The following is a 15148-nucleotide window of genomic DNA, read 5'->3' on the forward strand; positions in this document are numbered from 1 at the left end:
CGTTGTCGGTGCACCGGGGGAGAACCGGCGGGGGACGGGACGGGGAGAGCATGGCCGAAGTGATCGACCTGGGGGAGTTCGGCGACGGGTTCCGCACGGACCCTCATCCGGTGTACGCGCAACTGCGCGAGCGCGGGCCGGTGCACCGGGTCCGGCTGCCCGCGCCCGACCAGCATCACGTGACCTGGCTCGTCGTCGGCCACGAGGAGGCACGCACGGCGCTCGCCGACCCGCGGCTGGCCAAGGACGGCAGCAGGATCGGCATGGTGTTCCTGGACGAGGAGCTGATCGGGAAGCACCTGCTGGCCTCCGACCCGCCCCAGCACACACGCCTGCGTGCCTTGGTCGCGCGGGCCTTCACCATGCGCCGTGTGGAGGAACTGCGGCCCAGGATCCAGGAGATCACCGACGAACTGCTCGACGCGATGCTGCCGCACGGCAGAGCCGACCTCATGGACTCCCTGGCCTATCCGTTGCCGATCACCGTCATCTGCGAGCTGCTCGGCGTACCGGAGTTGGACCGCGGCGAGTTCCGCAAGATGTCGTCGGAGGCGGTTGCGCCGACCGACGCGGACCTCGAACACAACGCGTTCACGCGTCTCGCCGAGTACCTCACCGAGTTGATCGAGGACAAGCGGTGCGCCGGGCCGAGCGGCGACCTGCTCAGCGACCTGATCCGCACCACCGCCGAGGACGGCGACCGGCTCTCCCCGGGCGAACTGCGCGGCATGGCCTTCATCCTGCTCATCGCCGGGCACGAGACCACGGTCAACCTGATCGGCAACACCGTCCACGCCCTGCTCAGGCACCAGGACCAACTCGCTGCCCTGCGCGCCGACTTGAGTCTCCTCGACGGCGCGGTCGAGGAGACTCTGCGCTACGAGGGGCCGGTGGAGAACGCCACGTTCCGGTTCGCCGCCGAACCCCTGGAGATCGGCGGCACACAGATCGAGAAGGGCGACTTCGTGATGGTCGGCCTCACCGCCGCCGACCGCGACGGACTGCGCTACCCCGCGCCGGACCGCTTCGACATCCACCGCGACACCCGCGGCCACCTGGCCTTCGGCCACGGCATCCACTACTGCCTGGGCGCCCCACTGGCCCGCCTCGAAGCCCGCACGGCGATACGCACCCTCCTGGAGCGCGCCCCCGGCCTGGCCCTGGACGCCCCGCCCGGCGACTGGCTCCCCGGCATGCTGATGCGCGGGGTGCGCAGCCTGCCGGTGTGCTGGTAGAACACGCTGATCCAGAAGTACTCAGGGGGCCCGCATGCTGCGCACCGCGGAGATCACCACCGAGCTGACCGGGCAGCTCAGCGGCGACAACTTCCACAATCTGCACTGGCGTTCAAAGCTCGAGTTCAGCGTGGACTGCTTCATCTGCGAGCGCACCGGCCGCACCACGGTCTACGAGCGCGGCGCCGAGCGGGCCCTGTGCTCGGGCAGCCGCAGCGGCTTCCGGCGCCACTACACCGCGGGCCGGATCGCCGCGTACGACACCACGTCCGGCAAGGAGCGGCTGGCGCTGCGTGCCCTGGTCGACTTCTGGTGGTCGCCCTTCGAAGACGCGAAGGACAACCGGCCGGGCCAGGCACCCACCAGCCACCCCTGGGTGCGACTGCATCTCGGGTACTACTGCCCGAAGACCAAGGAGTCCGGCACCGCCGGCATCCAGACCAACCTGGTCCGGCCGTACGAACTGCGCTGCACCCACTGCGAGTCACTGATGGCCACGGACACCACGACGCCGGCGATACGCCTGCTCACCTGAAGGCGGACTCGGCCCGGCCCGGGATCTCCGCGAGTGCCACCTGTCTGCGCTCCCGTCGTGAGACCTCGCAGGCTTCGGCGATCCGCAATGCCTGGAGGGCCTCGCGGCCGTCGCAGGATTTGGTTGGCCGGCCCCGGCCCGGTCCTCGACGGCCGCCCGGGTACTGGCTGTCCGGCTTGCTGGTGCGCGGGGTGCGCTGGTGGGTGGGTTACGGGCGACGGCTGCGGCGGCTCACCTGAAGGCGGACTCGGCCCGGCCCGGGATCTCCGCGAGTGCCACCTGTCTGCGCTCCCGTCGTGAGACCTCGCAGGCCTCGGCGATCCGCAGCGCCTGGAGGGCCTCTCGGCCGTCGCAGGGGTTGGCCCGCTGGCCGAGTACGACCTCGACGAACGCGGCCAGCTCGGCCTCGTAGGCAGGCCCGAAGCGCTCAAGGAAGCCGGACCAGGGCTTGTCCGCGGCCGGCGGTCCGGTCGGCTCCGTGGACGCGATCGGCGTACGGTCGTCCAGGCCGACGACGATCTGGTCCAGCTCCCCGGCCAGCTCCATGCGGACGTCGTAGCCGGCGCCGTTCAGCCGCGTCGCCGTGGCCGTGGCGAGGGTGCCGTCGTCGAGCGTGAGCAGCGCGGCCCCCGTGTCCACGTCACCCGCCTCCCGGAACATCGGCGGCCCCGCGTCCGACCCGGCCGCGTACACCTCGACGACCTCGTGCCCCGTCACCCAGCGCAGCGCGTCGAAGTCGTGGATCAGCGCGTCCCGGTACAGCCCGCCGGACAGCCGCAGCCACCCGGGCGCGGGAGGAACCTGGTCGGACGTCACCGCCCGCACGGTGTGCAGCCGCCCGAGCCGGCCCGCGAGCACCGCGTCGCGCGCGCCCGTGTAGCCCGCGTCGAAGCGGCGCTGGAACCCCATCTGCAGAATCGTCCCGGCCGCTTCGACCTCACCGATGGCATGCAGGGTGCCGGGCAGATCGAGGGCTATGGGCTTCTCGCAGAACACCGGGAGCCCAGAGCGTGCTGCCCGACCGATCAGTTCGGCGTGGGCCGACGTCGCCGTGGTGATCACCACGGCGTCCACGCCCCACTTGAAGATCTCGTCCACCCCCGGCGCAGCCGTCTCCCCGAGGCGGAGCGCGAGCTCCTGGGCCCGCGCCGGATCCACATCCGTGAGGATCAGGGACCCCACCTCGCGGTTGCGGCTGAGCGTGTTCGCATGGATGGTGCCGATCCGGCCCGTACCGATGACCCCGATGCGCATGGAAACAAAGTGAGGGTTCAGTGCGCACGCTGTCAATGCATATGTCCGGACAATCGAACTACACAACTTCCCGTCAACAACTCGTGGAGCTACGCTCGGCCCGTGCCGAAACCAGAAGTGGACCCGACCGCGTCGCTCCAGCTCCGTGTGGACCGGAGCTCTCCGGTGCCGTTGTACTTCCAGCTGTCCCAGCAGCTCGAAGCGGCGATCGAGCACGGAGCGCTCACCCCCGGCAGCCTGCTGGGCAACGAGATCGAGCTGGCCGCACGGCTCGGCCTGTCCCGGCCCACCGTCCGACAGGCCATCCAGTCGCTCGTCGAGAAGGGCCTCCTGGTACGCCGCCGCGGCGTGGGCACGCAGGTCGTGCACAGCCAGGTCAAGCGCCCCCTGGAGCTCTCCAGCCTCTACGACGACCTGGAGGCGGCCGGCCAGCGCCCCGCCACCAAGGTTCTGGTCAACACGGTCGTGGCGGCGACCGCCGAGGTCGCAGCCGCCCTCAATGTGGCCGAGGGCAGCGACGTCCACCGGGTGGAGCGCCTCCGGCTCGCGCATGCCGAGCCGATGGCCTACCTGTGCAACTTCATCCCGCCGGGCCTGCTCGACCTGAACACCGCACAGCTGGAGGCCACCGGCCTCTACCGCATGATGCGCGCCGCCGGGATCACCCTGCACAGCGCCCGCCAGACGATCGGCGCCCGCGCCGCCACGTCCGTCGAGGCCGACCGCCTCGCCGAAACCGAGGGCGCCCCCCTGCTCACCATGCAGCGCGTCACCTTCGACGACACGGGCCGCGCGGTCGAGTACGGCACCCACACGTACCGCCCGACGCGCTACTCCTTCGAGTTCCAGCTGCTCGTACGGTCATGAGCGCGTTGAGTTGGTAGCAATGTCAGGACAATGTGGCCGACGTGAGCTGCACCATGCCTGAGGGGCGCGGGGCTGTATCGATGTGCGGCTCCGCCGCGTGGGCGCGACCAGCCACAACCAACCCGCACCCGGCACACATCGCGCACCCCCCTTTGCTCCCCCGCACAGCACCCAGAGTCACGTTGAGGCACAATCGGGCCTTGATGAGCACCTACGGCAACTTCACCGCCCCCATAGGCTCCCGCCGCGCACCGGCGCTCCGCACGGTCGGCACGAGGGAGCGCCGCTCCCACCTGACCGCACCCCGCGTGCCGACGGTCGGTATCGACATCGGCGGCACAAAAGTGATGGCGGGCGTCGTCGACGCCGACGGCAACATCCTGGAGAAGCTCCGCGCGGAGACCCCGGACAAGTCCAAGAGCCCCAAGGTCGTCGAGGACACCATCGTCGAACTGGTCCTGGACCTCTCCGACCGGCACGACGTGCACGCCGTCGGCATCGGCGCGGCCGGCTGGGTCGACGCCGACCGCAACCGCGTCCTGTTCGCCCCGCACCTGTCGTGGCGCAACGAGCCCCTCCGCGACCGCCTCGCCGGCCGGCTCGCGGTGCCCGTGCTGGTCGACAACGACGCCAACGCCGCCGCCTGGGCGGAGTGGCGTTTCGGCGCCGGCCGCGGCGAGGACCACCTCGTCATGATCACGCTGGGCACCGGCATCGGCGGCGCGATCCTGGAGGACGGCCAGGTCAAGCGCGGCAAGTACGGCGTCGCCGGCGAGTTCGGCCATATGCAGGTCGTGCCCGGCGGCCACCGCTGCCCGTGCGGCAACCGCGGCTGCTGGGAGCAGTACAGCTCCGGCAACGCGCTGGTCCGCGAGGCCAAGGAACTGGCCGCCGCCGACTCCCCGGTGGCGTACGGGATCATCGAGCACGTCAAAGGCAACATCGCCGACATCACCGGCCCGATGATCACCGAGCTGGCCCGCGAGGGCGACGCGATGTGCATCGAGCTGCTGCAGGACATCGGGCAGTGGCTCGGCGTCGGCATCGCGAACCTGGCGGCCGCCCTGGACCCGTCCTGCTTCGTGATCGGCGGCGGCGTCTCGGCCGCCGACGACCTGCTGATCGGGCCCGCCCGGGACGCCTTCAAGCGTCAGCTCACCGGCCGCGGCTACCGCCCCGAGGCCCGTATCGCCCGCGCCCAGCTCGGCCCCGAGGCCGGCATGGTCGGCGCCGCCGACCTTGCCCGCCTGGTCGCCCGCCGCTTCCGCCGTGCCAACCGGCGCAGGGTCGAGCGGCACGAGCGCTACGGGCGGTACCTGGAGACCCGCCGCTCCACCAGGGACACCGCATGACCGCCTCGCTGCCGCGCCAGGCCCTGCCCCCGGACGAGCCGCCGAAGCCGACCGAGGACCGCCGTCACAAGATCCGCCGCAGGGCGCTCACCCTGCTCATCATCGTGCTGCTCATCGGCGTCCCGGCCGGCTACCTGGTGATCTCCGCCAACCAGAGCCGCGACAGCGGCAAGGACAAGGAGGCCAAGTACGCGGCCACCGGCCTGACCAAGGGTTGGCCGTCGAAGGTGCAGCGCCGCCTCTACCAGGTGCCGATGCCGCACCCCTCGGGCAAGGTCGCGAGCTACGAGACGAACAACTGGAAGACCAGCCGTCTCTACGTCCAGTTCCAGACCCCCCTCCGCAACCTCGACGTCTTCCTCCACGACATGGGCGTCACCCGCGCCGATCTCAAGCGGGACGACATCACCATCAGCGCGCGCGACCAGAAGATCACCGGCTGGAAGTTCACCCGCACCGGCCCCTGGTACGGCCTCGTCCACAAGCAGAAGAACCCGAAGCCGACGCAGGACGTGGTCGTGAACCTGTCCGACCCGAGGAACCCGTTCTTCTACGTCGTCTCCCGCGCCGTACCGTGACGGGGCGGCCCCCGGGACCGCCTCCGGAGCCGATTGTCAGACCCCGCCCGTAGAGTCGAAGACGTCTGATCCGACACACGGGCAGGAGGTGACAGGTCGTATGAGCGACATGGCTGCGGTGGCCGCGCCAGCGGGGGAGCGGGAGCAGGGCGCGGGACGGTCCGTGCCCGTCCGGCTCGCGGCCGTCTTCCTGCCCGCCCCGCTGCCGCGGGACGGTCGGATCGCCTTCTGGGACCCGGAGGGCGCCGCACTGACCGTCGAGGACACCGAGCTCACCGTCGTACGACCGCACGGCGCGGGAGCAAGGCGCAGGACCGCCCCCGCGCTCTCCCTCCCGGTCGGCGAGGCACTGCCTCACCTCGTCCGTGCCCGGCGCGACCCGGCCGCCCACCCCGCCACCGCCTGCTGGGGCGCGGCCGCACTGCACGCGCTGCGGCTCATCGCCCGCGGACGCCTGCTGCCCGGCCTGACGGCCGCCGGCCACGACGCCTGGCGGGCCGGCCCCCTGGACCCGGAGGACATCGCGCACATCAGGTCGGTCGCCGCGGCCCTGCCGTACGAGGGCCATGCGGTCCCGCTGCCCGGCCCGGGCCCGCTGCGGCTGCCCGAGCCGGAGGCGCTGATGCGCTCCTTCCTGGACGCGGTCGCCGACACCCTCCCGCGCACCCCCGCCGCACCGCACGCCTCCGGCAGGCCCTTCGCCGACCGCCGCCCGCAGCGCCTGCCGGACGCCCACGACTGGGCCGCCGAGGTCGCCGCCGGCATGGACACGGGCGTCCGTATCTCTCTGCGCCTGGACCTCTCGGCGTACGAGCTGTTCGACGGCGAAGAGGGTGTGCGCACCGCGGGCGCCGCGATCGTCCAGGTGCACAGCCTCGCCGACCCCACGCTGATCGCCGACGCGGCGGCCCTGTGGGCGGGCGAGGCGGACGCGGCGTTCGGCCCGCGCGCGCGTGTGGACGCGGCCCTCGCGGTGCGGCGCGCGGCCCGCATCTGGCCGCCGCTGGACCGGCTCGCCGAGCAGGACGTGCCAGACGTCCTGGCGCTGTACGACGAGGAGCTGGGCGAACTGCTCGGGGTGGCGGCGACCCGCCTGGCGGCCGCCGGGGTCGCCGTGCACTGGCCCCGGGACCTGGCCCAGGACCTGAGCGCGGCCGCGGTGGTCCGGCCCGCGCCGGGCTCCGCGACCGACGGCACCGGCTTCTTCGAGAGCGAGGAACTCCTCCAGTTCCGCTGGCAGTTGGCGCTCGGTGGCGACCCGCTCAGCGAGGCCGAGATGGACGCCCTCGCCGAGGCCCACCGCCCGGTGGTGCGCCTGCGGGACCGCTGGGTCCTGGTCGACCCCGCCCTGGTCCGCAAGGCCCGCAAGCGCGAACTGGGCCTGCTCGATCCGGTGGACGCGCTCTCGGTCGCGCTCAGCGGCAGTGCGGAGGTGGAAGGCGAGACGGTCGAGGCGGTACCGGTCGGCGCCCTGGCCGCCCTGCGTGACCGTCTGACAGCCGGGGTGCGCCCCGCCGAACCGCCCCCGGCGCTGCACGCCACCCTCCGCGACTACCAACTCCGGGGTCTGGCCTGGCTGGACCTCATGACCTCCCTCGGTCTGGGCGGCTGCCTCGCCGACGACATGGGGCTCGGCAAGACGATCACGCTCATCGCGCTGCACCTCAAGCGCGCCCGCACCGAACCGACCCTGGTCGTCTGCCCCGCCTCCCTGCTCGGCAACTGGCAGCGGGAGATCACCCGCTTCGCACCCGGCGTCCCCGTCCGCCGCTTCCACGGCCCGGACCGCACCCTGGACGACCTGACCGACGGCTTCGTCCTCACCACCTACGGCACGATGCGGACGACGGCACCGCGACTGGCCGAGCAGCGCTGGGGCATGGTCGTCGCGGACGAGGCACAGCACGTCAAGAACCCGTACTCGGCGACGGCGAAAGCCCTGCGCACCATCCCGTCCCCCGCGCGCGTGGCCCTCACCGGCACCCCGGTGGAGAACAACCTCTCCGAACTCTGGGCGCTGCTCGACTGGACGACACCCGGACTCCTCGGCCCCCTGAAGTCCTTCCGCGCCCGGCACGCGCGCGCCGTGGAGAACGGCGAGGACGAGGAGGCCGTGACCCGCCTGGCCCGACTGGTCCGCCCCTTCCTCCTGCGCCGCAAGAAGTCCGATCCCGGCATCGTCCCGGAGCTGCCGCCGAAGACGGAGACGGACCACCCGGTGCCGCTCACCCGCGAACAGGCGGCCCTGTACGAAGCGGTGGTGCGGGAGTCCATGCTGGCCATCGAGACCTCGGACGGCATCGCACGCCGGGGCCTGGTGCTCAAGCTGCTCGGCGCGCTGAAGCAGATCTGCAACCACCCCGCGCTGTATCTCAAGGAGGAGGAGACCCGGGCCGACCGCCTACTGGCCCGTTCCGGCAAACTCGCCCTCCTCGACGAACTGTTGGACACACTCCTGGCCGAGGACGGCTCGGCACTCGTCTTCACCCAGTACGTCGGAATGGCCCGCCTGATCACCGCGCACCTGTCCTCCCGGGCGGTCCCGGTGGACCTGCTCCACGGCGGCACGCCGGTCCCGGAACGCGAACGCATGGTGGACCGCTTCCAGAGCGGTTCGACGCCGGTCCTGGTGCTGTCCCTGAAGGCGGCCGGCACCGGCCTGAACCTCACCCGCGCGGGCCACGTCATCCACTTCGACCGCTGGTGGAACCCGGCGGTCGAGGAACAGGCCACCGACCGCGCCTATCGCATCGGCCAGACCCAGCCCGTCCAGGTCCACCGCCTCATCACCGAGGGCACGGTCGAGGACCGCATCGCCGAAATGCTGGAGTCCAAGCGGGCGTTGGCCGACGCCATCCTCGGCTCCGGAGAGTCGGCCCTCACCGAACTCACCGACCGCGAACTCACCGACCTGGTCACCCTCCGGAGGCCGACATGACCCCGGGCCCGGCCGACGAGGCCCGCAGGGCGCTGCGGGAGGCGCGTGGGTCGGCAGCGGAAGAACCTGCCGGCGCGGTGCGGAGAGAGCCCTCTGGAGCGGTGCTTGCGCAGGAGCCGGACGCCGATGAGCCCCAGGCACCGGCGCAGGGGCCCGAGGGACCCGGCGATGCCGCAGCCCGGCCAGGTGATGCCGCCCGTGCGGCGTTGCGCCGGGCTGTTTCGGCCAGGCGCGGCGGTGGTGTGGGCGTTGGCGGTCCGCACACCGACGCGATGCCCTCGGACCCTGTACCGGACGACGGTTCCGACAGCGCCACGGCCCCGACGTCGGGGAGCGACTCCGATGCGGCGGAGGACGTGCACGGCTCAGATGAGGGACCAGTCGGCCCCCCGGCGGCACCGGACACCTCAGCGACTCGCCCTGCTGATGTCGCCCGTGAGGCCTTGCGCGCTGCCAGAGCGGAGTCCCGGCAGGCACGTACGGTCGCCGAGCGGGCGGAAGCCGAGGCCGGTCGGCGGTCGCGTCGCCCCGCGCCGCCGAGCGACCGCGCCCGCGGCGATGCGCCCCGCCGTGCCGCCGGCGTGAGGGCGCGCGACCTGAGAGACCTGCTCGCCGGCAGTTTCCGCATGCCCGGCTCGGCGAACGGGCCGGAAGCGGCACCCGACGACAACGAGGCCACGAAGAAGGGGAGTTCGGAGCCGGGCGCAACCACGCCGGAGGCCGACCCGGAGGCAGCCGTACAGACAGACCCTCGCATGGATCAGCCGCGCGCCGACCGGCCCCCGACCGGCACCGCGACCTCCACCCCCACCCCGGCCCCCCTCCCCCCACACTCCATGGCCGCTCCCTCCCGCGACGGCGAGCTGCGCCGCACCTTCCCCGCGTTCCGGTCCCGTACCTCCCGCTCTTCGGCCGACGCCTCCTTCGCCGAGACATGGTGGGGAAATGCCTGGGTCACCGCGCTGGAGGAAGGAGCGCTGGACGCCAAGCGTCTTGCCCGCGGCCGGAGTTACGCCGAGCAGGGCCACGTGGACGCCATCACGGTCACCCCCGGACTCGTGCTCGCGTATGTGCAGGGAAGCCGCCCGCGCCCGTACCGCGTGCAGGTGCGGCTGCGCACGCTGGAGGACGCCGACTGGGCGCGGTTCCTGGACGCCGCCGCCGAGCGGCCCGGGCACATCGCGGCGCTGCTCGACAAGGAGTTGCCCCAGGGCCTCGCCGACTGCGGAGTGCCGTTGCTGCCGGGCCCGCGTGACCTCGACCCGCACTGCAGCTGCCCCGACCACGGCCACCCCTGCAAACACGCCGCCGCCCTCTGCTACCAGACGGCACGCCTCCTCGACGCCGACCCCTTCGTACTCCTCCTGCTGCGCGGCCGAGGAGAACGCGAGCTCCTCGACGCCCTCTCTCGCCTCAGCGCCACCCGCGCGGCCCGCGCCGCCCAGGAGCAGGAACCGGCCCCGCTCCCCGGCGTGCGCGCGACCGAAGCCCTCCGGCCCCGCCGACTACCGCCGCTCCCGGCCCCGTTGCCCGTCCCGCCGCACCCCGAGCAGCCCCCGGTCTACCCGGCGGCCCCGGGCGGCCCCGACCCCTTCGTGCTGGACCAGCTGGCGACCGACGCCGCCGCCCGCGCCCACGCCCTGCTCAGCACCGGCCACGACCCGGTGGCGGAGCTGACGCTGTGGCAGGACGCGGTCCGGCTCGCCGCCGCCCGCCCCGGCTCCGGCCTCACCGCCGGCACCCGCGCGCTCTACGCCTCACTCGCCTCCGCCGCCGGCCGCACCCCCGCCGAGCTGGCCCGAGCGGTCGCCGCCTGGCGGCAGGGCGGCGGCGAAGGCCTCGCCGTCCTGGAGGAACCCTGGGACCCGCCCGCCGGACGCTTCGACCGCGCCCGCCCGCTCCTCCTCGCCGCCGACCTCCCCGCCTTCAGACCCTGGCGCAACCACCTCACCCACCCCCGCGGACACGTCCAGCTCCGCCTCGGCCGCGACGGCCTGTGGTACGCCTACGAGTCGGAGCCGGGCCACGACGACTGGTGGCCTCGCGGCACCCCCGACCTCGACCCCGTGGGTGCCCTCACGGGACTGGGCACACCGAACGACCTCTGAGCGGAGGCAGCACGCGCGGTCACAACTGGGGCCAGGAGTCAGCGGATTGCGCCGAACTGCAGCGTGTAGTGTCCGGTTGTGTGCTGGCTGAACGACGACACCGACTCATCCTGCAGGTCCTGCGCTCCGGCGGCACCGCCTCGGTGACCGACCTCGCCGAACAGCTCGACGCCAGTGCGGCGACCATCCGCCGTGACCTCCTCAAGCTGGAGGCGGACGGGCTGCTCACCCGGGTGCACGGCGGGGCGGTCGTCGAGGAGGACCAGCCGTCGTTCAGCGAGGCCGCCGTGGTTCGGGTGGACGAGAAGGATGCGATCGCCGCCCGGGCGGCGGCAATGATCGAGGACGGTCAGTCGGTCATTCTCGACAGCGGCACGACGGTCCACCGGCTGGCGCAACGCCTGCGTGGCCGCCGCCTCACCGTGATCACCAACAACCTTGCGGTGTATGACGAGCTCAACGATGACGAGAGCATCGACCTGATGCTGCTCGGAGGCATGGTCCTCCGGGAGTCACGCATGCTGGACGGCTTCATGGCCGAGGACAACCTCCGCCAAGTGCACGCCGACTGGTTGTTCATGGGTGCTTGCGGCCTCCGGCCCGGGGGCCAGGTCATGGACACCACCGTGGCCGAGGTGCCCGCCAGACGGGCGATGATCACCGCCAGCGACAAAGTGGTCCTGTTGGCCGACAGGAGCAAGTTCCCCGGCACCGGCATGGTGAAGATCTGCGGCCCGGAGGACCTGCATGCCCTCGTCACCGACGCATCGGAGGACGACGCCACATGCATCGCCCTGCGTGAGGCCGGCGTGACCGTGCTACCGACGACTCGGACGTCACAGCGGCCGATGGGAGACGGTGAGCAGATAGGTGCCGTAGAAGAGTGAGACGACGGCCAGGGACGTGAGCAGGATGACAAGGGTGCGCAGACGGCTCCGTGCCAGATGCCGGGCGAGCGGGAGCAGCAGCGGGAAGGCCGGCAGCAGGAACCTCGGCTTGCTGGTGAAGAAGTGGGTGCCGCCGACCGCCATCACGATGAGGACCACGCAGTAGGCGAGCAGGGGCAAGGGCATCCTGTTCAGGACGCAGAACACGAACAGCAGCAGGAAACCGAGGACGAGCGCGGCGGTCGCATAGACGACGAGCGTGTCGTGCCCGACGATCAGGTGCTTGAACATGCGGGCGGTGAAGCGGCCGAAGTCGAACCGTGAGCCCCACAGGCTCTGCACGTGGAAGTAGCCGAGGGGGTCGTGGGTCCTGAGCCCCACCCAGCCGATGTAGCCCAGCCATCCGAGGGGAGCCAATGCGGCGGCCGCCCAGGCACGTGGAGCGGTCGGCTCACCGGCGCGGCGCAGCTGCCAGAGATGAGCGACGGCGCCGGTGACGACGGCTGCCGCCACGGCCAGGCCATTGGGACGGCACAGACCGGCCAGCACCGCCAGGGTCCCCGCGGTCAGCCAGCGGCGGGTCAGCACCGCGTAGAGCGCCCAGGCCGCGAAGGCGGTCATGAGGGGCTCGGTGTACGCCATCGTCAGGATGATCGCGTGCGGCAGCAGCGCCCACAGCGCCACGAGGAGGATGCCGATCCGCCGTCCGTGCAGCAGCTCGCCGACCGCGTACACGCCCCAGGCCGCCGCCAGGGCGGCAGTCCATGCGATGAGCAGCGCCGCGTTGACCGGGCCGATCGGCAGCACCGTGTCCACTGCGCGGATCAGGCCGGGGAAGAGGGGGAAGAACGCCAGGTCGTTCCAGACGGCGTGGCCCCCCTTGGTGTGGACGATCAGACCGTAGCCGTACTGGGAGATGTGCCAGTACCAGCGGCCGTCCCATTCCAGGCCGGCCACGGATCGCGGATGCCTGCCGAGGTGGACCGACCACAGGGTCGCCATGATCGCCCCGGTCAGCCGCACGGAGGCGAACAACGTCAATACCGGCAGTGCCTTTCCCAACTCGACACGCCACGGCCGCTGCTGAGGCGATGGATCGAGTCTCGGCGCGAGCCGCCGTATGAGCGTGTTGCTCGTCTTCATGGGGCTGTCGCCCATTTCGACCTCCTTCTCTGCCCTGCATGAGGGAGGGGCCGGAGGTCAGGTTCCATTGACGAGAAATCTCTTACTTCATGAGAATCAGTGAAATTCATGGTCAGAGCGGACGACAACCTTCGGGGTGTCTCACGCATCTCATGTGCATGAAAGCCAAGTGCACGGTGTTCGGGGCAGTGTCGGCTGCCGTGGTGCTTGCCCTGGCGCCCGGTGCGGCTGCCGTGGCCGGCGTTCCGTCCACGACGCCGTCGCCGCTGCCGACACAGGCGTACGCGACGATCGAGGCGGAGAAACAGATCAACGTGGGGTCGGTGGCACAGTCGACCGGTGTGAACTGGATGTTCGGGGACGACGGGGCGCAGGTCCCCGTACCCACGCACGACACGCTCGTCATCGACACGCGCGACCTGGCCGGTATCGCGAGCGTTGCGGTCGACGACCCGAGGTGCAAGGCCGACCGGCAGGTCATCACCTGCGTCAACGCGGGTTCCACACAGAGCCGCTCGGTCCTCTTCACGGTGCGTGCGGACGCGGGCGCGAAGCTCGGCGAGAGCGGCACGATCAAGTACACCCTGACCGCCCGTCATGCCACCGGTGTCACCGCGAGGACGAAGGTGGTCGCGGGCACTCCGAAACTGGTCGTCGGCAAGGTCCCCGATGTGTCCCACGCCAGGATCGGATCCCGGATCGCTCTTCCGCTCCAGCTCCGCAACACCGGGGATCTGGCCACCGACCGGCGCATCATGGTGCAGTGGGAATCGGAGGGCGGTCTGGCCTTCGACCGTAAGTTCTCCAACTGCACTTACGGCGGAGGGGGCGATGCGGTTGAACCGGGCGGCCACGCATCCGTGACCTGCATCTTCAAGGCCTCCCTGCCCGCCGGTGCCACGGTGGAGCTGAGCAGCCCGCTGACCGCCCTCGTCGGCAAGCGTTTCCTGTCCGCCGTGACCGACTACTCGGTCACCCTCATCAGACCCGATGTGAAACCCGGTGGAGGCAGCGAGCGGGGCACCGGGCCCGCCCTCACGCTGGTCCCGGCTTCCGGGTCGGGAAGCGGTTTCGAGACCGGCGCCAACGGTCAGTTCACTGTCTCGGCCGACAACTTCGCGGATCTCGCCGCCACCGCCACCGCCACGGCCAAGCCCGGCCGCCACGCGGGCGAATGGACCCTCGATCTGAACGCCGTCAACCACGGCCCCGCCTCCGTGTACAGCACCGTCAGGAAGGCCGTCGCCCTGGTCGATGTCGTGCTGCCCAAGGGCACGGTGGCGACCGGCAACGCCTTCGAGGAGGGCGAGGACTCCCCGTACGGCCAATGCCTGCTCTGGGTGAGCAACACCGGGACGGCACCTTTCGAGGCGGGGCATCGGCACTACGTGTGCCCGGTGCCGTTCGGCGTCGCCGCCGGCAAGGACCAGTTCTTCGAGCTGTGGGTGAAGACCGAGAGGGGGTACGACGGAGCCAAGGGCACTGCGACCGTGCGCCCCGGCCCGGCAGGCCTCGCCCTCCACGACCCGGACGCCTCCAACGACAGGGCCACCTTCACCTTCGGCACATCGGCCACTTCGACTCAGGCGGCACCATCCGGCGGCACGCCGGCTGCCGCGGGCAGAGACCGGGCACCCCTCATCGCCTCCGCGGCGGGCTGTGCCGCTCTGCTGGGCGGTGCGGCCCTCGTCGTCCACCGCCGTAAGCGTGCCTCGACACCCATGCGTTGACGCCTGGCGCAGACGAGCGGTTGGCTGAAATCAGCAAACGGATTCGGCCAAGTGTGTTCCTGTATAGCTCGCGAGAACATTCTGCGGGCTTTTGTGGGTCGATTTACACCAAGGACTATCCTTGTTCACAACCGCGGTTTACCTATTACCTCTAAGCTCCGCCGAGCGCTTACTGAGCGGCGGCGGGCGCCGGGATGTGGCGCGGTGACTCCCAAGCAACCAGGCGGAAGAAGAGACATGCCCATCAAGGTGAGCGTGGTCATCCCGGTCTATAACCCGGGCAAGTACATCGAGGACTGCATTGCCTCTCTTCTGCGTCAGAGTCTGCCGGACGACGAGTATGAAGCGATCTTCGTGGACGATGGTTCGACGGATGAGACGCCGGAGCGTCTGGACCGGCTGGCCGCGGAGTACCCGCACATGCATGTGATCCACCAGGAGGGTTCGGGCTGGTCGGGCAAGCCGCGCAATGTCGGCATCGAGGCCGCGAGGGGTGAGTTCATCCAGTTCGTGGACAACGA

General features: G+C 71.3%; 12 protein-coding genes. 10 read left to right on the top strand and 2 right to left on the bottom strand.

From position 1 onward, the window contains the following. Window positions 1-50 precede the first annotated feature (50 nt). A complete protein-coding gene (locus ACWDAG_RS24005; RefSeq protein WP_450697600.1) occupies window positions 51-1235 on the top strand; it encodes a cytochrome P450 family protein in 1185 nt (394 codons plus the stop codon). A 34-nt stretch (window positions 1236-1269) separates the two neighbouring features. After that, window positions 1270-1770, top strand: coding sequence for a hypothetical protein (locus ACWDAG_RS24010; protein WP_450697601.1), 501 nt, complete (start codon window positions 1270-1272; stop codon window positions 1768-1770). 231 nt (window positions 1771-2001) lie between these two features. Here ACWDAG_RS24010 and ACWDAG_RS24015 read toward each other — a convergent pair whose 3' ends face one another. Continuing rightward, complete coding sequence (locus tag ACWDAG_RS24015; RefSeq protein WP_450697602.1) at window positions 2002-3024, bottom strand: Gfo/Idh/MocA family protein; 1023 nt, start codon at window positions 3022-3024, stop codon at window positions 2002-2004. 117 nt (window positions 3025-3141) lie between these two features. On the opposite strand from ACWDAG_RS24015, the gene ACWDAG_RS24020 reads away from it, so the two are divergent. The 6 genes from ACWDAG_RS24020 (at window position 3142) to ACWDAG_RS24045 (ending at window position 11754) form a co-directional block, all read left to right on the top strand. Continuing rightward, window positions 3142-3891: a GntR family transcriptional regulator gene (locus ACWDAG_RS24020; RefSeq protein ID WP_450697617.1), complete on the top strand. Its 750-nt coding sequence runs from the start codon at window positions 3142-3144 to the stop codon at window positions 3889-3891. Between the two features lie 203 nt (window positions 3892-4094). Further along, window positions 4095-5243, top strand: a complete 1149-nt coding sequence (locus ACWDAG_RS24025) for an ROK family glucokinase (RefSeq protein WP_450697603.1) — start codon at window positions 4095-4097, stop codon at window positions 5241-5243. Next, window positions 5240-5821: a sugar kinase gene (locus ACWDAG_RS24030; protein ID WP_450697604.1), complete on the top strand. Its 582-nt coding sequence runs from the start codon at window positions 5240-5242 to the stop codon at window positions 5819-5821. The genes ACWDAG_RS24025 and ACWDAG_RS24030 overlap by 4 nt, the downstream gene beginning before the upstream one ends. A gap of 100 nt (window positions 5822-5921) precedes the next feature. Then, the gene (locus ACWDAG_RS24035) at window positions 5922-8759 is read left to right on the top strand and encodes a DEAD/DEAH box helicase (RefSeq protein WP_450697605.1); all 2838 of its coding nucleotides are present in this window, start codon (window positions 5922-5924) and stop codon (window positions 8757-8759) included. Continuing rightward, on the top strand, window positions 8756-10867 hold the full coding sequence (locus ACWDAG_RS24040; protein WP_450697606.1) for an SWIM zinc finger family protein: 2112 nt from the start codon (window positions 8756-8758) through the stop codon (window positions 10865-10867). Before ACWDAG_RS24035 ends, ACWDAG_RS24040 begins: the two co-directional genes overlap by 4 nt. Before the next feature lie 80 nt (window positions 10868-10947). Continuing rightward, complete coding sequence (locus ACWDAG_RS24045; protein ID WP_450697607.1) at window positions 10948-11754, top strand: DeoR/GlpR family DNA-binding transcription regulator; 807 nt, start codon at window positions 10948-10950, stop codon at window positions 11752-11754. Here ACWDAG_RS24045 and ACWDAG_RS24050 read toward each other — a convergent pair. Continuing rightward, window positions 11704-12912 (bottom strand): hypothetical protein, encoded by a 1209-nt coding sequence (locus ACWDAG_RS24050; protein ID WP_450697608.1) that lies wholly within the window; start codon window positions 12910-12912, stop codon window positions 11704-11706. The genes ACWDAG_RS24045 and ACWDAG_RS24050 overlap by 51 nt on opposite strands. Before the next feature lie 143 nt (window positions 12913-13055). On the opposite strand from ACWDAG_RS24050, the gene ACWDAG_RS24055 reads away from it, so the two are divergent. Next, on the top strand, window positions 13056-14627 hold the full coding sequence (locus ACWDAG_RS24055) for a hypothetical protein (RefSeq protein ID WP_450697609.1): 1572 nt from the start codon (window positions 13056-13058) through the stop codon (window positions 14625-14627). Between the two features lie 237 nt (window positions 14628-14864). Next, a partial coding sequence (locus tag ACWDAG_RS24060) for a glycosyltransferase family 2 protein (protein ID WP_450697610.1) occupies window positions 14865-15148 on the top strand: 284 nt, incomplete at its 3' end.

Source organism: Streptomyces sp. NPDC001157 (assembly GCF_053598255.1).